The sequence below is a fragment of the Chitinophaga sp. W2I13 genome (assembly GCF_050434005.1).
Lineage (GTDB): Bacteria > Bacteroidota > Bacteroidia > Chitinophagales > Chitinophagaceae > Chitinophaga.
Genome location: NZ_JBNPWD010000001.1, coordinates 5,218,949 through 5,242,721, shown reverse-complemented (window position 1 = coordinate 5,242,721; position 23,773 = coordinate 5,218,949). Strand labels below are relative to the sequence as shown.

22 protein-coding genes are annotated in these 23,773 nt (G+C 43.2%); 11 read left to right on the top strand and 11 right to left on the bottom strand.

Features of this window, described 5'->3' with window-relative positions; genetic code table 11:
• The first annotated feature begins 57 nt into the window (after window positions 1–57).
• Window positions 58–813: a hypothetical protein gene (locus tag QFZ48_RS21630; RefSeq protein ID WP_429049874.1), complete on the top strand. Its 756-nt coding sequence runs from the start codon at window positions 58–60 to the stop codon at window positions 811–813.
• A 105-nt stretch (window positions 814–918) separates the two neighbouring features.
• Here QFZ48_RS21630 and QFZ48_RS21625 read toward each other — a convergent pair whose 3' ends face one another.
• Genes QFZ48_RS21625 through QFZ48_RS21615 form a run of 3 tightly spaced genes read right to left on the bottom strand, consistent with a single transcriptional unit; the run spans window position 919 to window position 2,900 of the window.
• Window positions 919–1,590, bottom strand: coding sequence for a succinate dehydrogenase cytochrome b subunit (locus tag QFZ48_RS21625; protein ID WP_429049875.1), 672 nt, complete (start codon window positions 1,588–1,590; stop codon window positions 919–921).
• A gap of 30 nt (window positions 1,591–1,620) precedes the next feature.
• Entirely contained in the window at window positions 1,621–2,628 is a 1,008-nt protein-coding gene (locus QFZ48_RS21620) for a bestrophin family protein (RefSeq protein WP_429063566.1), read from the bottom strand.
• An 11-nt stretch (window positions 2,629–2,639) separates the two neighbouring features.
• Window positions 2,640–2,900 carry a hypothetical protein gene (locus QFZ48_RS21615; protein WP_429063564.1) on the bottom strand — a complete coding sequence of 87 codons (261 nt, stop codon included), beginning with the start codon at window positions 2,898–2,900 and terminating at the stop codon, window positions 2,640–2,642.
• A 285-nt stretch (window positions 2,901–3,185) separates the two neighbouring features.
• Here QFZ48_RS21615 and QFZ48_RS21610 point away from each other — a divergent pair, with 285 nt between their 5' ends.
• Window positions 3,186–3,641 carry a MarR family winged helix-turn-helix transcriptional regulator gene (locus tag QFZ48_RS21610; protein ID WP_370907575.1) on the top strand — a complete coding sequence of 152 codons (456 nt, stop codon included), beginning with the start codon at window positions 3,186–3,188 and terminating at the stop codon, window positions 3,639–3,641.
• Between the two features lie 6 nt (window positions 3,642–3,647).
• On the top strand, window positions 3,648–6,260 hold the full coding sequence (ppsA, locus tag QFZ48_RS21605) for a phosphoenolpyruvate synthase (protein WP_429063562.1): 2,613 nt from the start codon (window positions 3,648–3,650) through the stop codon (window positions 6,258–6,260).
• 41 nt (window positions 6,261–6,301) lie between these two features.
• Here ppsA and QFZ48_RS21600 read toward each other — a convergent pair whose 3' ends face one another.
• Entirely contained in the window at window positions 6,302–6,811 is a 510-nt protein-coding gene (locus tag QFZ48_RS21600) for a dihydrofolate reductase family protein (protein ID WP_429063560.1), read from the bottom strand.
• A gap of 222 nt (window positions 6,812–7,033) precedes the next feature.
• Between QFZ48_RS21600 and QFZ48_RS21595 the strand changes: the two genes are divergently transcribed.
• From QFZ48_RS21595 to QFZ48_RS21565, 7 genes are all read left to right on the top strand, one after another.
• Window positions 7,034–7,894 carry an alpha/beta fold hydrolase gene (locus tag QFZ48_RS21595; protein WP_429063558.1) on the top strand — a complete coding sequence of 287 codons (861 nt, stop codon included), beginning with the start codon at window positions 7,034–7,036 and terminating at the stop codon, window positions 7,892–7,894.
• A 12-nt stretch (window positions 7,895–7,906) separates the two neighbouring features.
• The gene (locus QFZ48_RS21590) at window positions 7,907–8,293 is read left to right on the top strand and encodes a hypothetical protein (RefSeq protein WP_429063556.1); all 387 of its coding nucleotides are present in this window, start codon (window positions 7,907–7,909) and stop codon (window positions 8,291–8,293) included.
• 255 nt (window positions 8,294–8,548) lie between these two features.
• Window positions 8,549–9,733, top strand: coding sequence for an epoxide hydrolase family protein (locus QFZ48_RS21585; protein WP_429063554.1), 1,185 nt, complete (start codon window positions 8,549–8,551; stop codon window positions 9,731–9,733).
• An 86-nt stretch (window positions 9,734–9,819) separates the two neighbouring features.
• Window positions 9,820–10,476, top strand: a complete 657-nt coding sequence (locus tag QFZ48_RS21580) for a glycosyl hydrolase 115 family protein (RefSeq protein WP_429063552.1) — start codon at window positions 9,820–9,822, stop codon at window positions 10,474–10,476.
• On the top strand, window positions 10,428–12,704 hold the full coding sequence (locus tag QFZ48_RS21575) for a glycosyl hydrolase 115 family protein (protein WP_429065524.1): 2,277 nt from the start codon (window positions 10,428–10,430) through the stop codon (window positions 12,702–12,704). Before QFZ48_RS21580 ends, QFZ48_RS21575 begins: the two co-directional genes overlap by 49 nt.
• Before the next feature lie 90 nt (window positions 12,705–12,794).
• Complete coding sequence (locus QFZ48_RS21570) at window positions 12,795–13,361, top strand: DUF4256 domain-containing protein (protein ID WP_429063550.1); 567 nt, start codon at window positions 12,795–12,797, stop codon at window positions 13,359–13,361.
• A gap of 174 nt (window positions 13,362–13,535) precedes the next feature.
• Window positions 13,536–13,922: a VOC family protein gene (locus QFZ48_RS21565; RefSeq protein WP_429063548.1), complete on the top strand. Its 387-nt coding sequence runs from the start codon at window positions 13,536–13,538 to the stop codon at window positions 13,920–13,922.
• Between the two features lie 888 nt (window positions 13,923–14,810).
• On the opposite strand, the gene QFZ48_RS21560 is transcribed toward QFZ48_RS21565, so the two are convergent.
• The 3 genes from QFZ48_RS21560 to QFZ48_RS21550 all read right to left on the bottom strand — a co-directional run bounded on the left by QFZ48_RS21560 (window position 14,811) and on the right by QFZ48_RS21550 (window position 17,080).
• On the bottom strand, window positions 14,811–15,404 hold the full coding sequence (locus QFZ48_RS21560; protein ID WP_429049894.1) for a dihydrofolate reductase family protein: 594 nt from the start codon (window positions 15,402–15,404) through the stop codon (window positions 14,811–14,813).
• 59 nt (window positions 15,405–15,463) lie between these two features.
• The gene (locus QFZ48_RS21555; RefSeq protein WP_429063547.1) at window positions 15,464–16,336 is read right to left on the bottom strand and encodes an alpha/beta fold hydrolase; all 873 of its coding nucleotides are present in this window, start codon (window positions 16,334–16,336) and stop codon (window positions 15,464–15,466) included.
• Between the two features lie 177 nt (window positions 16,337–16,513).
• The gene (locus QFZ48_RS21550; RefSeq protein ID WP_429049899.1) at window positions 16,514–17,080 is read right to left on the bottom strand and encodes a DinB family protein; all 567 of its coding nucleotides are present in this window, start codon (window positions 17,078–17,080) and stop codon (window positions 16,514–16,516) included.
• A 356-nt stretch (window positions 17,081–17,436) separates the two neighbouring features.
• Here QFZ48_RS21550 and QFZ48_RS21545 point away from each other — a divergent pair, with 356 nt between their 5' ends.
• Entirely contained in the window at window positions 17,437–18,249 is an 813-nt protein-coding gene (locus QFZ48_RS21545; protein ID WP_429063545.1) for an alpha/beta fold hydrolase, read from the top strand.
• Between the two features lie 213 nt (window positions 18,250–18,462).
• Here QFZ48_RS21545 and QFZ48_RS21540 read toward each other — a convergent pair whose 3' ends face one another.
• From QFZ48_RS21540 to QFZ48_RS21525, 4 genes are all read right to left on the bottom strand, one after another.
• Entirely contained in the window at window positions 18,463–19,203 is a 741-nt protein-coding gene (locus QFZ48_RS21540) for a hypothetical protein (RefSeq protein ID WP_429063543.1), read from the bottom strand.
• Window positions 19,204–19,350: 147 nt separating this feature from the next.
• Window positions 19,351–21,750 (bottom strand): ABC transporter permease, encoded by a 2,400-nt coding sequence (locus QFZ48_RS21535; RefSeq protein ID WP_429063541.1) that lies wholly within the window; start codon window positions 21,748–21,750, stop codon window positions 19,351–19,353.
• Between the two features lie 154 nt (window positions 21,751–21,904).
• Entirely contained in the window at window positions 21,905–22,576 is a 672-nt protein-coding gene (locus QFZ48_RS21530) for a hypothetical protein (protein WP_429063539.1), read from the bottom strand.
• A gap of 162 nt (window positions 22,577–22,738) precedes the next feature.
• Entirely contained in the window at window positions 22,739–23,710 is a 972-nt protein-coding gene (locus QFZ48_RS21525; RefSeq protein ID WP_429049912.1) for a GlxA family transcriptional regulator, read from the bottom strand.
• Window positions 23,711–23,773 lie beyond the last annotated feature (63 nt).

Below are 23,773 nucleotides of genomic sequence, written 5' to 3'. Positions count from 1 at the left end.
CTGATTTTGATCATTATTTTGTATATATTCGTCGTAATCTAGAATACAAAATACTTTATGAGAAGATACGCTTTAATCATTCTTTTGCTCGCTTCATTTTCCGGGTATGCCCAGAGCACAATTAATAATTACAAATACGTGGTGATACCGGAAAGGTTCAATTTCTCCAGGGAAGATAACCAGTATGGGCTAAACACCGTAGCTAAATCGTTGCTGGAAGAAAAAGGATTTACCGTTTATTTCGACAATTCAGAAATACCAAAAGAACTGGCCGGTAACAGGTGCAATGCCCTGAATGCGGATGTGGTGCAGAAAAAAGGACTGTTTGTCACCAACCTTACACTTTTATTAAAAGACTGCAAAGGCAATGTCATTTTTAAAAGTAAAGAAGGCAAAAGCCGGGAAAAAGAATTTGCTGCTTCCTATAATCTTGCTTTAAGAGATGCCTTTACGTCCCTGAATGACGTACCATATGCGTATGACGGCACCACCGCTGAAGCGCCTCAACAGGCCGTTGCGCCAACCGTTGCCCCTGCCCCGGTTCCCGCATCAGCCGCTACACCTGCGCCTGCAGTGGCAGAAACAAAAGAAGCTGCTGGTACTTTATATGCCCAGCCAACAGCAAACGGGTTCCAGTTAATTGACACCTCTCCGAAAAAAGTGCTAACGCTGCTGAAAACCTCCGTGCAGGATTATTTTATTGCCGATAGTGATGCATCTCATGGAATAGTGCTGAAGAAAAACGGAGACTGGTATTTTGAGTACTATAAAGATAATAAGCTCATTTCTGAAAAGCTGCTGATTAAGTTTTAACGCGGTAGTTGCTTGATTTTAAAAAAGCCTTCAGGTTGTTAAACCTGAAGGCTTTTTCTTTGCATAGTGAGATATCTCTCTAAAAATACCTTAATCAAAAAATGCCTACCTTATCCACTGCAGGTAAATAGCCACCGGCATCATGGCCAGTATAAACGGTACAATAACGGCAAATGCAGTACCGGAGTAATTGATGAGCGCATTATATTTCACATGATTTAACCCCAGCGATTGAAAAGCGCTTTTAAATCCGTGCAGCAGGTGCCAGAAAAGCGAAAAGCAGCCAACAAGATATATGATCACTTCTACCGGATGCTGAAATTTCTCCAGCATCATTTCATACAGGGGCAGCTCCTCTCCGTGTAAAAACTGGTTGGTCCGGTTCGGAATCCAGAAATTGGAGGTATGCACCACCAGGAACAATAGAATGATCGTTCCCAGCAATGCCATGCTCCTGCTATACCAGGTACTGTTGGCGCCGGGCTTGTTTACCAGGTATTTCACCGGGCGGGCATCCCGGTTGGTTTTCCATAACCACAAGCCCTGTACAATGTGCGCAATAAAAGCAAACACCAATACAATCTCAATCGTCCGGATAACCACGTTGGTGGCCATAAAATGCGCCCAGATGGTAAATGTTTTGCCCCCGTCGTTATAAAAGATGGCCGCATTAACCAAACAATGTACCACCAGAAAACTGATTAAAAACAGGCCCGTTGTTGCCACAAGGAATTTTTTTCCGATAGAACTTGAGAAAAATCTTATAAACCAATTCATGATAAAGAATATTTTTTACTGCCAAAGCAGTTACAGCAGGATATTATTCTGAGGATACAATTTAGGAGGAAGATCTTTTTCTTCCAACAATTCGCGCAATTCTATTTCAATGTCGCGGCATATTTTGGTCAGCGGTACATCGTTCGCGCTGCCTTCAAAAGGATTCTCGGTACTTTCACCTATTTGCTCCAGCGACGTATACATCCAGGAAATCATGATGCTGAACGGAACCACCAGCCATACCATGTGCCCTTTCATCACCCCGTCCACCACCTCATTGAACTGATCAAAATCCTTCAGCAATCCAAACGGCAACAATAGGCAAAATAACCGGATAAAAAAACGGTTAACAATGGCATATTGCCGCGGATACGGACTGTTTTTCAACTGCTCGCATTTAGCCTGGCTGATATAAAACTCTTTCAGCCCCTTCTCCATTTCGAGAAACTGCGCAATCTGCATCTGCTGCTCATCATAGCATATTCGCAGCAGCTTGCCCTGGTTCGACAAAATACGGGCAGTTATACTACTGGCTGCCAACACCTCCTGCAGTTCTTCGTTGGAAATATATTTTCCCAGCTCGGCCTCCAATGGTGTTTCCCTTTCTGCTACGTGAAAAAGTCGCTGGTACTCTGTATTGTGCTTTTTATCGACCGTTTCCCAGGGGCGTGATGACCGCATCTCATACCGCAATGCCGTTAACCAGGCCATATGGCGGTAGATCAGTTCCTTTGTGGTAGCCGGGCTACTGAAAAAATCCCTGCTGAATAGTCCCCACGATCTGCTGAAGCTTACTATAGAGGTCCAAACCTGTTGTGCTTCATTTGTGCGGTTATAGGTCTGCGTATTTTTGAAACCCACCGTAAAAGCTGTGGCAGTACCTAACAATGCCACTACCGTCCAGGGAATACTGATCCATTCCAGGCCGCATGTTTCGTACAGTACCACGGGCACAATGCTCAAAACCAGCAAAACATATACCTTCCTTCGTGTCCAGAAGAGAAATTCCCCGAATTTGTATGATTTACCTACATGCATATTTCCGACTTTCAGTTTTTGTATTGTTCAATAACCATCCCACCACTGTTCCCCGGGGGCCAGCGTTGAATTAAAGGTAACAGGCGCACATTATTAGGCTTCCGGTGCGGATGGTACATCCTCCATGCGGATGGCGTCGTCCAGGAATTCCCCGCGCCTTCTGCGGTATTCTCATTGTGATAGGGCAATATCACCTCGGGCTCTTTCGGTTCTGTACGGCCATCAGGAGTGGGTGTTGTACCAGGGTGCAGCAGATGTGAGAAGATGCTCATGTTATTATCATTTTAAAAGATGAAAAACAGGACGGGTTGCCCGTCATGCCGAAAACGCTTCAGCAGAGGCAATCGATGGGCCAGGCATATAATTCATTAAAAATCAGATAATTACCTTCTAGCCAACAAAAGAAATCACACGATATTTCGTCATTTCACTTGCCTACACACGAAATACAGTGAATCGCTGGCGGTCGCCTGCCCGCTTTTCCTACAAAACTATTTGCACACGTCATATTTAATATTATCTTTGTAACTAAGATAATTAGTTAATAAGATATAAAAATGGATACCGAGGTAATAAAAAGAATAAGAAAATTGAACCAGCAACATTCATACACCTCTATTCAGATGCATGAAGCAGTTGCCCGGAAGGCCGGCCTCTCCGGAACTGATCATAAATATTTAGGGTTCTTACTGGAGAGAGGGCAAATGACTGCCGGCGAACTTTCCAACATCACCGGTTTAACCACAGGTGCAGTTACCGGCCTGATAGACCGGTTTGAAAAGAAAAAACTGGTAAAAAGACGATTTGCGGAAGATGACCGGCGTAAGGTGATCATTGAGCCCATCACCCCTAATATAATGGCATTGCTGGCGCCACTTTATAAAGAATTCCGGAGCAAGTCAGAAATGCTGATTGCTTCCTTTTCTGAAAAAGAAATCAAAGTGATTGAAGCCTACTTTTTAAAGGCAATTGAAATAATGAATGAAACAACCGATAAGCTCAATAAAAAATAATTGAATATGGGAGTTAGCATACTGGATTTTCACGAAATCGATAAAACAAAACTCGCAATGGCAGGCGGCAAAGGCGCCAACCTGGGAGAACTATCCCGGATGGAGGGGATACAGGTACCCGGTGGCTTTTGCGTTACCACCGATGTATATAAAAAAGTTACAGCGAATAATGAAACGTTTAATTCACTGCTGAACCAGCTGTCCGTGTTAAAAGCGGATAACAGGAAAGCTATCAGTGATACCGCTGCAAAAATCCGGAAGGTAATTGAAGCAATAGTCATTCCGGACGATATTCAACAGGAGATCACCCGCCATCTTAAAAAACTGGGTGAAGGACACGCATATGCGGTACGCTCCAGCGCCACTGCAGAGGATCTTCCTACCGCTTCCTTCGCCGGTCAGCAGGATACCTATCTGAACATCACCGGCAAAGAAGCTATCCTGGCGCATATCAGCAAGTGCTGGGCATCGTTGTTCACCGACAGGGCAGTCACCTATCGTTTGCAAAATGGATTTGATCATAGAAAAGTGTATTTGTCTGTTGTGATTCAGCAAATGATTTTTCCAGATGCCGCAGGGATTATGTTTACAGCAGACCCGGTTACCTCCAACAGGAAGGTAGTGTCTATTGACGCCAGCTTCGGATTAGGGGAGGCTCTGGTTTCCGGGATTGTAAATGCTGATAATTATAAAGTCCGGGAGGGCAGGATTATTGACCGGAAAATTTCTTCAAAAAAACTGGCAGTTCTTGCCTCAGCGGAAGGCGGCACCAAACAGCAGGAGATCGGGCCGGAACAACAAAGTGAACCAACGCTTACCAATAAAGAGATCAGAACGCTTGAACGGATTGGAAGAAAAATTGAAGCCTATTTCGGTAGTCCCCAGGATATTGAATGGTGCCTGCATAAAGGTAAGTTCTATATTGTACAGAGCCGGCCCATCACTACTTTATATCCCATCCCTGAAGCAAACGACTCCGAAAATCACGTTTATATATCCGTGGGGCATCAGCAAATGATGACCGACGCCATGAAACCCTTGGGATTATCTTTCTTCCTGTTAACAACAGGTGGCGCCATGCACAAAGCCGGCGGCAGATTATTTGCTGACATAGCCGCCGCTCTGGCATCTCCCGCCAGCAGAAAAAAGATCATATCGGTCGTGGGACAATCCCATCCGCTCATAAAAGACGCGCTCATGACCATCGTGAAGCGAAAGGGTTTTATTAAATCGTTGCCAGATGATAACAAAGCGGCGGATCAGCGTAGCCGCAATAAAGTAATGTCGTGGACCTTTCCGCCCGAATTCGAAAACAACCCCGCCATTGCTGCAGATTTAATCAAAGCCAGCCAGGCATCCATAGAAGCGTTAAAACAGCAAATACAAACTAAGTCGGGCTCAGACCTGTTTGATTTTATTCCGGAAGATATCCAGGAATTAAAGAAAGTATCATTTAACCCCAAAAGTTTGAATATAATCATGATGGCGATGCATGCCGCCACCTGGATTAACCAAAACATGATGAAGTGGCTGGGTGAAAAAAATGTGGCTGATACGCTTTCACTATCTGTATCCAACAATATTACGGCAGAAATGGGGCTGGAATTATTGGATGTGGCAGATGTGATCCGCCCCTACCCGGAAGTAGTGGCGTATTTACAGCAGGCGAAAGACGATAACTTCCTGGAAGGCCTGGTTAAGCTGAAGGGCGGACAGGAAGCCCGGGACGCTATTAATGCTTATCTCAACAAATACGGCATGCGGTGCGCGGGGGAAATTGATATTACCAAAACCCGTTGGAGTGAAAAACCCATTATCCTTGTTCCGATGATCCTCAGCCATGTCAGGAACTTTGAGCCTGGTGCCAGCCGTTTGAAGTTTGAGCAGGGACAACAGGCCGCGCTGAAAAAGGAACAGGAATTATTAGACCGGCTGAAGCAATTACCGGGAGGCAAACGAAAAGCTGCTGAAGCAAAACAAATGATCAGCCTGATCCGGAACTTTGCCGGGTACCGTGAATATCCGAAATACGGTGTGATTAACCGTTACTTCGTGTATAGGCAGGCGTTACTGAAAGAAGCGGCACAACTGGTACGAGCCAACGTTATTCATGAGAAAGAGGATATCTACTATCTTTTTTTTGAAGAATTACGCGAAGTGGTACGCACCAATAAACTGGATTACCAGGTCATCAACAAACGGAAAGATGAATACAAATTATATGATAAGCTAACTCCCCCACCCGTTATCACCTCCGATGGTGAGATCGTTACAGGTGAGTACAAGCACGAAAACATGCCGGCCGGGGCTATTCCGGGCCTGGCTGTCTCTTCCGGGGTTGTAGAAGGACGGGCACGCGTTATCCTGAACATGGAAGACGCAGATATAGAAGAGGGTGACATATTAATCACCACCTTTACAGATCCCAGCTGGACGCCCTTGTTTGTATCCATAAAAGGCCTGGTCACCGAAGTGGGCGGACTGATGACCCACGGTGCAGTTATTGCCCGGGAATATGGGTTACCGGCCGTTGTTGGCGTAGACAAAGCCACCAGGCTGATCAAAGACGGACAAAGAATCCGGGTGAACGGAACAGACGGATATATAGAAGTACTTTGAGAGGAGGGTAAAAAGACCTGCAGGTTACGCAGGTCTTTTTACTATAACAACTTATAGTGCACCTGGACGGTGTTATTATTCAATTTCTTTACATCCAGTAACTCCAGGCGGTTTTCAAACTCCAGGCCGCTGACAAGAGGTAATCCGCTCCCAAATAACACGGGTTCTACCACCAGGATTATTTCATTCACCAATCCTGCTTTCATAAATGCGCTTACTGTTTGCGTACCACCAATGATCACTGCTTCAGTATGTCCTTTAGCAGCGAGCTGCGCTACAATCTTTTCCGGGCCGTCGCTGGTAAACAACACATTGGATTGAGCCGGTGTGGCGCTGGTATCGTGCGTTAACACCACCAGCGAACCTTCTTTAATCGGCAGGTAATTTGGCGCCAGGATGTTGTAGGTGGTTTTTCCCATGATCACCGCCTGTGTACGTTGACATATCGCCATAAACCCCTCCCCGTACTCCGGCGATAACCAATCAGGTACATTTCTTTTATTACTGATCATTCCATTCGCAGAAGCAGCGAGATAAATAACGATTTTCATTTCCTAAGCTTTATTGTAATGAACTAAAATATCACATTACAAAAATACGCTGATCAGATGAGTCACGCCTCCCCTGCAAACGACAATTTAAGGGGGCGTTTGCGACAGATTGGCAAATCCCAAAATGCCGGCACCGGAGCACCTGATGAAGCCGGGTTTTTAATTATCAATTATCTTTGGTATTCAATCAAGCGCTGTTTTTGATCAATAAATATTAGCAATATGAGCAGGCAAATTTTTAACAGGTCAGTTAAAGTTGATGGTGTCGATATTTTCTACCGGGAAGCCGGAGACAAAAAACACCCCTCCATATTACTGTTGCACGGATTCCCAAGCTCATCTGTGATGTTTAAAAACCTGATAGTAGCCTTATCAGACAGGTTTCACCTCGTTGCCCCGGACTACCCGGGATTTGGCTTTAGTGGTTTTCCGGACAAAGATCTTTTTGAATATTCCTTCAGTAATATATCAGCGTATATCAATAAATTTACGGATGAAATAAACCTGAAGTCATTCACTATCTACCTCCACGACTATGGTTGCCCGGTCGGACTGCGGCTATGCGTTAACCATCCTGAAAAGATAGCGCGGATAATAGTACAGAACGGCAACGCTTATGATGAAGGTATCGGCCCGCAGTGGGATGAAACGATTGACTATTGGCAAAACCCAACCCCTGAGAAGAAAGCGAGAGTTTCAGCGTTCTTAAGTGAGGAAGGTGTAAAGATGCAATATACCGCAGGACTGCCGGAGGAACTGCTACCCACGATTAGTCCTGAGTTGTGGCAGCTCGATTGGGACTGTATGAAGCGGCCTGGTAATATTGATATGCAATTTGATCTGAACTGTGATTTTGAAAATAACATTAAAATGTTCCCGGTTTTCCAGGAATATTTCCGCACTCACCAGCCTCCTACTTTGATTATATGGGGCAAGTATGATGCTTTTTTTAGTGTAGAGGAAGCCCATTGCTACAAGAGGGACTTACCCGGCGCCCAGGTTCATATTGTTGATGGCGGCCATATGGCGCTGGAAACAAATTTTGATGAAGTGTTAAAACTGATCATTAAATTCCTGGGTTAAAATAGAAAAAATATGTGGTCACACCTTTACTGGTATTACGAGATACGAGGTAACGAAACTTATAGCCAGCAACTATTAACCAACGATGTTCTCAGCGTTTTGGAAAATACCGGGAAGTTAAAAGCCAAGGGGAACCAGGAATTCTGTAACATGGAAGGTCTTCCGTGGATCAACGTTACTGCTATCAATTCGCGGAATGGCAGCTATGGCAGGGTCGAAGATTTCAACAGCGAATGGGTTAATTTAATCGCCATCATCGGATCAAAATCTACACCTGAAAATGAAACTTTTTACATCAGTTTATTAACTGACATTGCTGAAAAAATAAACTGGGAATTAATACTGGAGGAAGACGACAACGATAATAAAAACGTTGTTTTAAGGAAAAAGACACCATAGCTGTCAATTATATGAGGCCTTATTGATAACGCATAAAATTGTATATCCCTCTATACCCGATGAGGATAATCCAATAAAAAGAAAAATAAAAAAAATCCATGGCTCCCCTCCCCACAGATAAGGTTTAAAAAAGTGTCACCCCGACATTTTATTTACTCTTATAATCAATTATATTTTTTATTTTAGTGTCTATCTACAACTGACATACTGTTGTCACAACCCGTTTATAACTTTGTTTCAACAAACATCCAACACATGAAACAAACTATTCTTGTACTGGCCATCGCAATGATAGCCCTGACTTCCCACGCACAATCCAAAAAAAGCAACAATATGTTTACTGTAAAGCCCTTCAAAATCGATGTACAACAAACTGTACTGGATGATCTCCAAACCCGCCTCCGCCAAACCCGTTGGCCCGATGCGCCTGAAAACATTGGCTGGAAATACGGCACTGACCCAGAATTTCTCAAAAGCCTCGTCGCCTACTGGCAAAACGGGTACGACTGGCGCAAGCAAGAAGCCGCACTTAACAAATTTCCACAGTTTACAGTGGAAATAGATGGTGTCTCCATTCATTTCCTGCACATCAAGAGTAAAAACCCCAATGCCCGGCCCCTGCTGCTCATACACGGATGGCCTGATTGTTTCTATCGCTTTTACAAAGCCATTCCGCTGTTAACGGATGATTACGATGTGATAGTGCCTTCCATTCCCGGCTTCGGCTTCTCGAGCCATGTATCCATGACCGACGACGGTTCTGCAAAAATTTTCGCCACGCTGATGAAAGACGTGCTCGGCTACAACAGCTTCCTGGTGGCCGGCGGAGACGTAGGCAGCGGCATCGCCAAATCCATCGCCAATCTTTATCCTGAAAACGTGCCAGCCATCCACCTGTCGGATGTAGGGTATCCTAACGGCTCGGAAGACTGGAGTACTATGTCCAAAGCCGAACAGGAATTTGGACAGTTCATACAGCAATGGTGGTACCGGGAAGGGGCATATTCCATGCTCCACGCCACGAAGCCGCAAACGCAGGCGTTCGGTCTGAATGATTCCCCTGCAGGCCTGGCCTCCTGGATCGTTGAAAAGTTTAATACCTGGGGATCACCCGGTGGCACTATTGAAGAACATTTCACAAAGGACGAGCTGCTCACCAATATCATGATCTATTGGGTTAGTCAAACCATTAACTCCTCCATGCGTACTTATGCCGAAGGCGCTTATCAGCAACTTGCTTCGGGCCAGAAGGTGAATACTCCTACCGGCGTCGCGGTATTTCCCGGAGATGCACCAACACCACGGGAATGGGCGGAAAGAAAAACAAATGTAAAACGGTTTACCATCATGGAGAAAGGTGGCCACTTTGCTGCATTGGAAGCCCCCGATTTGTGGGTGAATGAAGTGGATACTTTTTTCAAAAGTAACCCGGGAAAATAAAACCATAGCAATTTAAAGATTACAAAAGGGGGTATGAAAATACCCCCTATGTATTTGAAAAACCATCGTGATCCGTACGTATTAACATGAAAAAAGTAACCATCACTTTACTAACCCTGTTTAGTTTTTACAGCCACGCACGGGCACAGGAATTTGACATTGTTACGCTTCATAATAAGGTGTCTATTTGTTATGATGCGAACAGTAAGTTAGATTCCATTACTGCCAATCTTCTTGCATCGGATATTGAACAGATCAGTGGCTTCCGGCCTTCCACCTCAGCAGGTATTGCTGATGTAAGCGGAAATGTGATTGTTATTGGAAACATTCATACTGAAATCATTGCCCGATTCCGCGATAAGATAAACCTCGACTCTTTAAACGGTAAATGGGAAAGTTATGGCTACCGACTGCTGAAAGCCCCGACAAAAAATATTAAAAATGCACTCCTCATTTGCGGAAGCGACGCCAGAGGTACGGCTTATGGCGTGTTTGATTTATCTGCCCGTTTGGGCGTTTCACCCTGGTACTGGTGGGCCGATGTTAAGCCGGTAAAAAGGAAAAAAATTTCCATCGATATAAAAGACTATACCTCCGCCCCTCCCTCCGTAAAATACAGGGGGATTTTTATCAATGATGAAGACTGGGGCCTGCAGCCGTGGGCGGCTAAAACCTTTGAACCGGAACAGGCGATATTGGCCCGAAAACATACGCCAAGGTATTTGAACTGCTCCTCCGTTTAAAAGCAAACCTGATATGGCCCGCCATGCACCCTTCTACCAAAGCATTCTTTCATTTCCCCGGCAATATAAAAACCGCGGAAGACTATCAGATCATTATTGGCTCTTCTCACGCGGAGCCAATGCTGAGAAATAATGTAGGCGAATGGGATGAAAAAACGATGGGCCGGTTTAATTACTTCACCAACAAAGAAAAGATTTACAGCTATTGGGAAAACCGAATCCGGGCAAGCCGTGGCATCAATGCCATTTATACCCTCGGCATGAGGGGCGTGCATGATGGCCAGATGGAAGGTATTAAAGATCTCCGGGACGCTGTTCCCATAGTGGAGAAAATTATCGGGGATGAACGGGAGATGCTCGCCAGGTACATCAACAAAGATGTAACAGCTGTACCACAGGTACTAACTCCTTACAAAGAAGTACTGGAAATATATGATGCTGGCATGAAGGTTCCCGATGATGTAACCATTGTGTGGCCCGATGACAACTACGGTTACATACACCGCCTCAATAATAAAACAGAGCAGGGACGCAGCGGTGGGTCAGGTGTTTATTACCATGCTTCCTATTGGGGCCGCCCTCATGATTATCTTTGGCTTAGTTCCACGCATCCCGGATTGATCCGCGAAGAAATGCTGAAAGCCTTCGAAACAGGCGCCAACAGGTTGTGGGTACTCAATGTGGGAGATATCAAGCCCCTTGAGTACAATATAATGTTGTTCCTGGATATGGCATATAACATAAAACCATTCAGGGACAGCAGGTATGTCAAAGATCACCTGACGAATTGGGCAGGGTCTATATTCGGAAACACCCATGCCCGGAAAATTAGTGACATGCTATGGGAATACTATCGACTGGCGTTCGAAAGAAGACCCGAGTTTATGGGATGGAGCCAAACCGAACCGACTACCCCAACAAATTATACCGGCTATAATCATTTTTTCTTTGGAGATGAGGCCCGGCGCCGGATAGACAAATACAGCATGCTGGAGACAGAAATGAGAAATATCCGGTCACAAATCAACGTTAAGGACACAGACGCGTTTTATCAGTTGGTGTATTATCCCATCGTGTGTGCCGCGCTGATGAATAAAAAATTTCTTTACAGGGATAAAAGCTACTTATACGCCAAACAAAACAGGTTAAGTGCATACGATTATGCCCAATTATCTTCAGATGCTTATGAAAGTATAGTACGGGAAACCGCCTACTATAACACAACACTGGCAGGCGGTAAGTGGAAGCATATGATGTCGATGGAGCCGAGAAGTCTCCCTGTGTACCAGGCGCCCGTTATACCGCCCATCCATATCGACAGTACAAACAGTTGGGATATCGCTCCCGAAGGTTTAGTAACCAAAGATTCTTCCCTGTTAAGCACGACCGGATCGAAGTCGCTACCGGTTTTTGATGTATTTAATAAGCAGAAATATTTTATTGACATCTTCTTAAGTAAAAATCAGCCGGTAGAATGGAAAGCAACCACCTCTGATAACTGGATCCGGTTGTCCAGCAGCAGTGGTGTGTTAACTACAGAACCTGGCAAAAAAGAAATGAGAATATGGGTGGACCTTGACTGGAACAAATTTACTGGCAATGAAAAAATGACCGGTCACATAACGTTCCAGGGAGCTGGCAGGCAGATGCAGGTAAACATCCAGGGAATTAAACGAAATATTCCGGCGCTTTCAGACTATAAGGGTAAAATTGAAAACTGTGGATTTGTTTCCATACAGGCATCTCATTTTTCCCAGCAAGTGAAAAGAGGGCTGCAGCATTGGAATTTTGTAGAAGGACTGGGATATAAAGACACGGTGCTACAGGCTTTGCCAGTGACAATAGCCTGTGAATTGCCGACAGACCCTGATGTTATTAAAAGCAACCACTCTTATGTTGAATATGATTTCTATACCTTCTCCTCCGCAGATCCGGGCATTACTATCTTCACATTACCCACCCACCCGTTAAATAACCTTTATCATTTACGTTATGCTGTTTCCATCGATGATGGGCCATTAAAAATAGTTGACTATAAAACTTTTGGCAGAAGTGAAGAGTGGAAACAAAATGTGTTGCGCAACAGGGCTGAAAAGAAAATTGATATGCCGCATCTAAGCGCCGGAAAGCATCAGTTAAAAATATACTGCATGGATCCGGGGGGAATATTAGATGAAATCCGGATTGACCTTGGAGGATTGAAAAAGGCGTATAGTGCCATTCCGTAATTAAGGCCTCATATCGATAGAAAGCACTGTGAATCACACAAACTAAATTTCTTATTTTTGCAGCAAATAAAAGCGCTAAATTACCACCATATGAAAAACGCTAAAAAAAAATTGTCACCCGAACAATCACAGGAACTCCTCAGCGTATTGAAAACCCGTTTTGAAAAGAACAAGCACCGTCACAAAGGGCTCGACTGGGCCAAAGTACAGGCAAAGCTGGAAGCAAACCCAGGAAAGTTGTGGTCGCTCGATGAAATGGAGCTGACCGGCGGCGAACCGGATGTAGTGGGATATGATAAAAATAAAGATGAATACATTTTCTTTGATTGTTCAGCTGAAAGCCCCAAGGGCCGCAGAAGTATCTGTTATGACCATGAAGCACTGGAGTCGAGGAAAGAACACAAACCGGAAAACAGCGCCATTGAAATGGCTGCGGATATGGGTATCGAGGTTTTAACGGAAGCCCAATACCGCGACTTACAGCAACTTGGCAATTTTGATTTGAAAACATCGAGTTGGATCGTAACGCCCCCTGCAATAAGAAAACTTGGCGGCGCGCTCTTCTGTGATCGTCGTTATGATCATGTTTTTGTGTATCATAATGGTGCGGAATCTTACTATGCCGCCAGGGGCTTTCGCGGATCGTTAAGGGTATAATTCCCATAATACAGTGAGAATGGCAGAAATAGCCCCCCAAAATCTCCCAAACTACCATCGTGCTTAATAAGCTTAAGGACTATCTTTGAAACTGATTTGGAACACGGATGAACATTTCAGCAGCATTCAAATCTGTATTGAAAATAAAAATATTAACTATAAAACCTTTAGTTTATGAAAGCAAAAAAAATCTGGGCGAATTTCAGTGTCAGTGATTTAGAACGAACCACTAAGTTCTATAAACAACTTGGATTTAAGCCAAACGGAGCGCCGGACCAACTCACCAGCTTCTTCTTTGGCGGGGAAGATTTTATCATCCATTTCTTTTTGAAGGATATACTTGAACCTGCTATGAAGGGACAAATAATAGACACCAAATCCGGCAATGAAATTATTTTCACTATTTCTGTTGAAACTAAGGAAGAGGTTAATAGTTGGGTAAAAGAGGTGGAGCACGCCGGGGGAACAATAGTTTCACAGCCAGAGGAATTTGGAAAGGGCTATTATGGTTTCGTGTTTGCTGATCCTGATGGTCATAAGTTCAATATATTTCAAATGTAGTATCGCTGATGAGCGACTGGAAATATTAGTTTAAGCAGATAAATAAAAAGGGTGCTGTAGAAGGCACCCTTTTTGTTATGTCTTGCCACTGGCATCCGATCAACATGACTAGAATGACTTTTTTAAATACTTCAAAAGCGACAAATTAATAGCTATCTTACTATCCGATCATTAATGCGATTGCCATGACAATAAGAAAACTCATATTATTATTATTTTTCAGCTTATTTGCTTTGTCAGCATCGTCTCAAAATCAGGAATATACTGCAGACAGTCTAAGAGCTCAACGGTTGATAAACGACAAGATAACACAACTGGAAACCTTGGGCATAAGCGAGTATTTATATATGTTCTCAGTTGGAAGCTCACTGCTTATTTTGTATAAAAAAGGACAAAGAATAAACGGCATTAGGAACTTGTCTTATTATAAACCGGGATCAAGGTTTCGTAATGTAAGATTAACCAAGCAGCAGAAATCAAATTATACCAAGTGTATTGATAAGGCCCGGATGGATACAACTATAAATTTCTCCGGATGTCACGATGATGTCCATGCATTTAGCAGGATTGTTTTTTCAGCAAATTCTTCCAAACACAGTCTAAACGGGTCCTTTACAACTGACTGCTGGGAAAAGTTGGAAAGAAATGATTTGTATCCACTTGATGATATCTATAAACGTCTTCTAACCAAATATTAGGTCAAAGTCTGAGGTTTGCCACTGTCAGTGGTTTCGGTATATATTTTATAAATCTCCTAAAACAGCAGCCTCTATTTCCGTGTCTGGCAATATTTTTTATGCTAAAAATTATGCTTGTTCAGCTAAAGTGGATTTAACAATCATGGGGATGGCTCCGAAGAACCATCCCGATAATTAAACAAACTGAAACTCAAGGCCCAACATCACCTGTCACAACATCCCCGGCCCGTTTGTAATTCGCTATAATAACCCCTTTAGAAGTCACCTGGCTTTCTGTTAACGTAAATGCTGCCGGGATCCCGCCGTTCTCGAAGAGCTTTTTTCCTTCACCGAGAATCAACGGGTAAATTTTGAGCCGGAGTTCGTCCACCAGGTCGTGTTTAAGTAATAGTTGAACGAGCTTTCTGCTACCCCATACCTGAATATCTGCACCCTCCGAATTCTTCAGCTTTTCGATATCTGCCGGAGTTTTGAGGAAAATGGTATTTTTCCAATCTGATTTTTCCATGGTCTGCGACAGTACGTATTTAGCGCCATCATTAATACCAGGCCAAAAGTCAGCATGTTGAGGCCAATAAGATGCAAAAATCTCAAATGTTTTTCTACCTAGAATATAATCTGCCGGCTTCAGCTCTTCCATCATGATCTTGCCAAAAAGCTCATCACCATAAGATGAAGTCCAGCCGCCATATTTGAAGCCGCCGGAAGTGTCTTCCTGCGGACCACCAGGTGCTTGCATAACGCCATCCAGTGTAATCATTGAAAAAACAGTTATTTTTCTCATTTTACTTTCTTTTTTACAATTAAGATAAAAGTTGTTTTTCTGATATTGAGATCTACCGGTTACTTTAAAAAATTGTTCAGGTAGTTCAATATTGTTGTTGTCTGCATCATCAGGGAAACATGACCTTGTGAAGGAACGATGGCCAATTGCGATTTGGGCATTGTCCCCAGATCAGCACTAACAGCACCTCCCAATAATTGATAGGTTTTTATTAACTCAATTTTATCCAGTCCATCATTATCACCGGATATGATTAACACCGGTGCGGTAATTTTCGAAATATTGGCCTCCCCGAGATTGAATGGCACCGCAGCATAGGCAATCATCTGCTCTAAAAACTTTGTCCATTTTGTTTTATCAGGCGCCACAGCATCATAGGCAGTTTTCATAGGGGTGTTCGCAAAAAACTCCGGCTTCATTTTTTTAAACGCATCGCCTACTACGGGCAGCCAACCGGTACTTTTATAGGTAGCCGAAATGATGACCAGATTTCTTAAGCGTTTAGGACTTTGTATAGCAAACTGGTAGGCTATAGCGCCGCCAAAACTAAATCCTGCTACATCTGCACTGTCAATTTTCAGATAATCCATTACTCCTTCCACATCGCGTGCTAAAGCAGCATGCGATAAGTCCCTGTCTGAATACGGTGTATGTCCGTGTCCCTGTAATTCGATGGCAATTACCTTTCTGGTTTTTGAAAGCTCGGGGATCAATTGGCCCCAGTTTGTATTAATTGTCATAAAAGCACCGTGCAGTAAAATGATAGGCCTGCCCTCGCCATATACTTCATAATAAACTTTGATGCCATTAACAGGTGCATAGCCGCTGCTGGAAGGTTTCGCTTGCTGTCCGCTTGATTGCGATGCTATAGCCATAATTGCAATTAACAGTATTGATTTAAGAAGATGACGTGTTTTGAATAGATTTTTCATATCGCTGTTTGAATGTTAGTTTGAATGTTATTGACAATACAAAACTATCATTCTCTTCAGGATCCGGCATGGGGTGAAAGCGACAACTTAGGGGTAGAATTCCGACAAAACAAGTCTGTTGTGCAGATTTTATCAAGAATGGCTATCAGGCCAGGGGAAAAACCGGTAACCCCTCCTTTACTTTTCATTAGCTGTTGCGGGAGGAACTATGCCACACATCCTGAGATAAATGGCCATCTGGCCATAGTGTTCATTTGCGTGGGTAAGCGCGTAAAATGCAAGATCAAGCCGGGAAAGTTTGCGCCACCTGAAATCAATCATGTCCATCGCATTTTGATCTGTTAGCGTTGAAATGGCCTTTCTACCGGTTTTGAATGAAGCTTTGAGGTAGTCAAGAATGTCTTTTTTGGTGGTGATACTTTTAGGACCATTTACATCTTCAATATCCGGACGTATTGAATCGCCGGTAATGGCACTCCAAATAAGAATATTGTCAGTGGCCAGGTGCATGATCTGGCCACCAAATGTCCGTGCGCCTTTAAAAACACTATTCTTTATATGGAGGTCCTCAGGTGTAAAATTATACTTACTCTCCGGCATTGCCTCTGCAGTTGTCAGGATATCATTCTCAATTTTATCAAATTGTCTTTCTATGGCAGCAGTAATTGATTGCTGACCCAAACAGGCCGTCGCAATAATAAGATGGAAAGTAAGAAAGGTTACTATCTTCGGAAGCGATACCATTTGATAATTATTAGGAATAAGTTACAATAAAAATAGAGAATTATCAAATGGAAAGCCTTCGTTAGTCCCATGCCTTAGAAAGACACCGCAATTAGTGGTTATGGAGAGTTTATTTCAAGTATATAATAAAATGTTTTTCGAAATCAATTTAGATACGATACAAAAATCAGACAACGATCCTGATATCAAGTGACAACTCTTCAATAGAACTTTATAAAAGACTTCAACACACAATTTTTATTCATCTGAAGTCTCTCCCACCAACTACATCTTCCCGTTATCAGTCATTATCCGTTTTACAAAATCCACATAACTAATTAACTTTATCACGAGCTTTACATTCTGAAGAATAATAAATGACCAACTGGACTACAGGCGTCTGCGAAACGAACAACATTAACATACACTACACCAGAACCGGAGGTAACAAACCACCGCTGATATTGCTGCATGGACTAATGACTAGCGGCTTGTGCTGGTCAAGTTTGGCCCAAACGCTGGAAAAAGATTATGACGTGATCCTGCCGGATGCCAGGGGACATGGCAGGTCTAGCGCACCTGATTATGGCTACCAATATGAAGATCATGCAAATGATATCGCCGGTTTGATTAAGACCCTAAGACTTCCTTCCCCATTCCTCCTCGGGCATTCAATGGGAGGAATGACGGCAGCTGTGGTGGCAAGCCGCAAACCCAACCTGCTCCGTGGCCTGATCTTAGCCGATCCAACCTTCCTGAGCCCGAAAGTTCAGCGCGAAGTTCATGATAATGATGTTGCCGGTCAGCACAGCAAAATGCTGGAAATGTCGCTGAAAGAAGTAGTGGCGGAAGCGCGGACCAGGCATCCAAACCGCTCACCGGAAACGCTCGAATTATTCGCCCGGGCACGGCTTCAAACCAGCATGCGGGCTTTTGATGTTCTCACACCGCCCAACCCCGACTATAAGCAGTTAATGAGAGAGATTAACATTCCAGCGCTCCTTCTATTTGGTGACAAGGGTGTGGTTTCACATTCGGTCGCTGACGAATTGCAGTCACTTCATCCCGCGCTCCAGGTTAAACAGATTCCTGAAGCTGGTCACAGTCTCCACATGGACCAACCGGAACGCTTTGCGTCTGTTGTCAAAGCATTCCTATATTCAATTATTTCTACTAAAGGTATCCGGTAAAGCACGCTTCATCGTTGAAAAGCGATATATTTTTTTCACGGATTATAGCATGATCATTCAAGAGAGTCTATCAGGCTTATTAGCCTTCAATACTACAGGAGGGTAACATCAATAATAGTGTCAGGAAAAGGAGAGTTGTTCTCATGCTGAAAGTTAGTAAAGTATTTACCAATTATCACTTAGATCAACTGAATAAGCCCACAACTACGTTTTTCAATATACAGCATCCACTTTCTCCGGTTTAGGCTTGTCTTTCACCGAATTAAACTCCTGAAATCCTTTATAATCATCAATGATACTGAGTTGCGGCCGGCCCATAAGGCCTCCGGGAAGTATCGAGCACTTCACAAAATATGCTTTCCCTGGCTGGATGTTTATTGACACCACATTTCGCGACTCTGTCCGCGCTGATATCTTTGCAGGACCAGTTTTATTAACTTTAATAAGATATCTGGAACTGTTTCTCATACGGCATATTACCGAATCATCCAGCAATACATTATAGGGAGGAGACGCCCCCATGTCCGGACGATATACATACAATAAAGCATAGGTAGCTGTATCGGGGAGCAATACGCTCATAATTGAATCGAAAGCCTTGATTCTGCCTGCTATCACGCCGGGGATATCAGGATGGTAATAAGCCTCTCCCAACAAGCGGTAGCAGGACGTAAACGCATCAGGAGACTTCAGCTCCCTGATCTTAATAATATTGCCGCCTGCTTTTATAGTCTGCGCTTTTGCCTGTTCCAATGTTTGTTCATATCCACATTCGATTTTAAAACCACCATCGGTTACTTTTATCTTACCAACTTTCCTCGCACCATCAGGTACCATATCTTCCTTATTGACAACTAATACCTCCGTAGTATCTGAAAAAGTGCGACCGCTGACTTGTATGCATACATTGAGCAAGAGCAGCAATGCTGCTACTGATTTTAAATATCGTTTCATTTGTATAGGTATCGGCTAAATATGCAAAGATAATTCCTTATTAAACTATAATAAAGATATGTTGAAAAAAAATCAGAAGTCAATTACTGTCAGGATAACTATGGCTCACCAAAGGGATTCACCAATCGCAGGAATACTAAAGAAAACCTATTCGCTCCTAAGACTTTTAATAGGATTCGCTAATGCGGCCTTTACGGCCTGGAAGCTAACAGTACACATGGCGATCAGCAGCACCAGCATTCCGGCCCAACCAAATAAAGACCAACCCATGGTGATCCTATAAGGATAATTCTCCAGCCATTTTACGCCTGCCAGCCATGCCAGTGGAATTGCTATTATCAGTGCAATTATCACCAGCCTCACAAATTCTAAAGACAACGCTGCCGCTATATTCTGGACCGATGCGCCCAATACTTTCCGAATACCTATCTCCTTAGTACGCTTCTCTGCAGAAAGAACAGAAAGACCAAATAATCCTATACAACTTATAAAGATGGTAAGAACGGCGCCAAAGAAAATAATCTGTTTCCACCTGGCTTCTGATTCATAATTCCGCTGATTCAGTTCATTCTTAAATACGTAGGTATACGGACTGAAAGGGAAAAAATTTCTGAACTTCGTTTCTATATATTTAAGGCTGCGGGTAGCTGTATTGGGGCGTATTTTAATATAAAAAGTTCCATAAGGATTTGAATTGCTCATTGTAAACAACTGGGCCCTTATTTTTTCATTAAGGGTGGTAAAATGATGATCTTTTACTACACCGATTACTCCATACGTTTTATTATTCTGAAAGTTGAAAACAACTGATTTACCAATAGGGCCTTTCCATCCCGCCTCCTTTACAAAAGTTTCGTTGACCAGGACAGCATGAACGGAATCGCCCGGGTAATCAACTGAAAAATTTCTGCCTTTTACCAAAGGGATCTTTAAGGTGGCTAAATAAGATTCATCCACTGTTTCCCATGCAAAGTTGATAGATGAGTCGTTATCCAATTTAGCGGCAGTTCCCCAATACCCCCCGTTTTTAGGTGCTACGTATGCAATATCCGGATAGCTAAGCAACTCGTGTTTGAAGACCGCAGCTTCCTGGTGCGACATATTATCCTTGTTAACTATTATGATGTCACGATCATCATATCCCAACTCCGCTTTTGTAAGATAATTGAACTGGGAATAGATAGTAAAAGTGGCTATAATTAAAAAGGCAGCAAGTGTGAATTGAAAAACTACAAGCGATTTTTGCAAGCCCCCATTACCTTTCAGTGTAAATCTGCTGTAGAGGGTTTCAACAGGTTTATATCCTGATAGTATAATGGCGGGATAGAATCCTGCGAGTAAACCAGTAAGCAGGAAGAGTGCAAAATAACCTGCCAGCAGCTTGAAGTCGAACAAGTAACTAATTGCCAGTTTTTTATTTGACAAATCATTAAACAGTGGAAGGGCCAGTTGTGCCAGGATAATTGCGAAAGCAAAAGCTATTGCGCACAATACAAACGATTCTCCCAGGAATTGTATAATAAGTTGTCGCCTGTCACTTCCTATAGCCTTACGTATTCCGATTTCCTTTGCACGCCTTACAGAACGGGAAACGGTAAGATTTACGAAATTGATATTTGCAATCAGGAGCACAAAAAGTGCAATGCCGGAAAGAATATAAGCATAAACAGGATTGCTGGCTTTTTGCAGGCCATTCTGCGCTGAAAGGTCTTTGCTCAAATGTATATTGAGGAACGGCTGAAGGGAATAAGTTTCCAGACGGGAATTGTCGGGTTGCCCAAATCTGGTATTCATCGCTTTCATTGTTGCACTTGCATCTTTCACATAAAACCGTTGCATTTGTTGAGCAACGGAATTCGGATCAGCGTTATCATCGAGTTCAACAAAAGTATTAAGGTAATAAGAAAACCAGTTCTCATTGTTATTTAAATCTGCTTGGGTTTCCTTGATTGGTAGGATGATCTTAAATTCAATGGTGGAGTTTTGCGGGCAATTTTCAGTAACAGCAGTTACCTGGTAGGGCACAAATTTCTCATTCTCTCTTAACATAAGAATCTTACCAACTGCGTTCTCCGTACCAAATTGTTTCTTCGCTTCTTCCTTTGTAAGTACAACAGAATGCGGGTCTTTCAAACAGGATTGTGCATCTCCGTCAATCAACGGAAAGGTAAATACTGACAAGAAGTTAGCATCTACAAAAAGGAGGTCTCTACTTTCTACTTCAGCACCCTTTTTAAGATCTGCCCGGCCATCCTGAACGCGCACAAATGATTTGATCCCGCTTACATTCCGCAAAAACCTGGGTCCCTGTAATAAGCCTGTACTCGAAAATCTCTGCTCTGTGCCATTGACAACTACCCTGGAAACTATTCTGTAAATGCTGGCACTCTTCTTATGAAAACGATCAAAGCTCACTTCATCCTTTACATAAAGTAGTATCAGCATAGCGCAGGTAAGACCAATAGTTAGTCCTGCAATATTGATTAAAGAGTAGATTTTATTTTGCGCAAGTGAGCGAATTGCAATCTTCAGGTAGTTTCTAAGCATATAGGCAATATAAGCTCCCTGAGCATTTCAATGCCTATGCCAAAATGCAAGCATCTGATTAATAATTATTTATATAAGTCCAAATCCAACAAAATGTCCGATTGAGAACATGCAGTGTACGTCAACGGGCAGCAAAAACCCAGATTCGAAATTGTTAATCGAGTTTATATATGCTCACATCTGTAAAATAACCAAGCGTTTCCGGTCCAATCCAAAGTCCTACGCTTCCACGCAGATCTTTGCCCTGCTTCAGGTCATTGACAATCAAAGTAGGTTGTTCAGCACCATTGATATAGAATTTGGCCGTTTCATCTTTTACTTCAATTTTCACCCTGATCCATTCCGCCGGCATCATATCAGCATACGCCTCGTATTTTCCCGGTGTTTCTTCCCGTGATCTATCCCAGGGGTAGCCCGGCAACGAAACATACTGAGTCGAATGATTCCTCCGTACCTGGTCATTGGCCCGGCCATTGGTTGGACGAATGTAAAACAACTCCATTTTGGAGGTATCCTTACTCACCCGGAAGGCAATGCCAATAAACCCACGTGCGCCTTCTCCGGCATTCATCTGTGGTTGTCCCGAAATGGTTGCTTCAATGGTACCATTATGAAAATCGGTATTTTTGAGCAAGGCAACTGTCTTTTCATTAATGGCGTTGTCCAGCATTTGCAAAGCCAGTGCGTTTTTACCTTTGTAATCCGACTGCATAACAGTTACCTGATACGGAATAACACTATCAGCAGCCAGGCAAATACGCTGCGCCTGAGACGATACAAATAAAAAAGTATTCATCCCCAAAGTAATCAATAAAACTTTTTTCATTGGAACTGATTTTAGCAGATATTTCAATGCGCGCGGCCATCCGGACATTGGATTTCAAACGCTCATGCATCCTAAACTGTAATATTCGATAAGAAGATGATGTCCTTGCCAGATTCCATAAATTCAAATGAAAAATATATAAGCGCCCCGGTTCATTCATAATTAAGCTACCTTATTAAATTTGCTTCGATAATCACCCGGCGTCATGCCGACTACTTTTTTAAAGATTTGCCGGAACGCTTTGACGTCACCATAACCCACCTCGTACATTACTTCCAGGATTTGTTTACTTGTTGATTCGAAGCTCCGTTTGGCCGCCTCTACTTTAACACGCTGAATATAATCTGCCGGAGAAAGCTGTGTAGCCTTTTTAAAGCGGCGGGTGAAGTTAATCCGGTCCATAAAACAATGCTTTGCCAACTGCTCTACTGTTAACCGGTCACCGATGTGCTGCTCTATATATTCCTGCACGTTTCGTATCATCTGGTCCTTATGATCCTTCAATCCATTAAACAGGATAAAAGGTGATTGGGAGTTGCGATCAATATCGAGCTGCAGTACTTTTGAACAGTAAAGCGCGACTTCGCGGCCGCTATATTTTTCAACAAGATAAAGTACCAGGTTCAGACTGGAATGCCCACCTCCCGCCGTATACAGCCCCTGATGTTCTGTAATGATCCTGCTGGTCTGCAAGTCCAGTTCAGGAAATAATGCACGAAAATGCGCTGCAGCCTGCCAGTGTGTTGCACAGGGTGTGTGCCTGAGCAATCCTGTGGCGGCTAAAAGGAAAGTACCTGTACATAAGCTGGCCACTTCGGTTCCCCTGCGATATTGTCGTGTTACCCAATCCAGCATCTTTGTACTTTTCTGTATGCCGAAGTCGTACTCACGATCGAAGCTGGGCAGCAGGATCAGATCTGTTTTAGTAATATTTTCGAACGGTGTGATATTTAACTGGAAAGTTCCGTTCAATAACTTCTGCCGAAGGTCGGTACCTGCCAGTTGGATATGATAATAAGGCGGTTTACCCTGCGCCAGATAAAATTGGTTAGCTTTCTCGAATATTTCGATCGCTCCAAAAAGGGTACTTGGTTTTAGTACGCCATCAGCTATTAAGATCGTTACACTTTTCATATTATAAAGGTAAACCACCCTATATGCACAAACAACCCCTTAAATTGCTAAATGTACACCCCC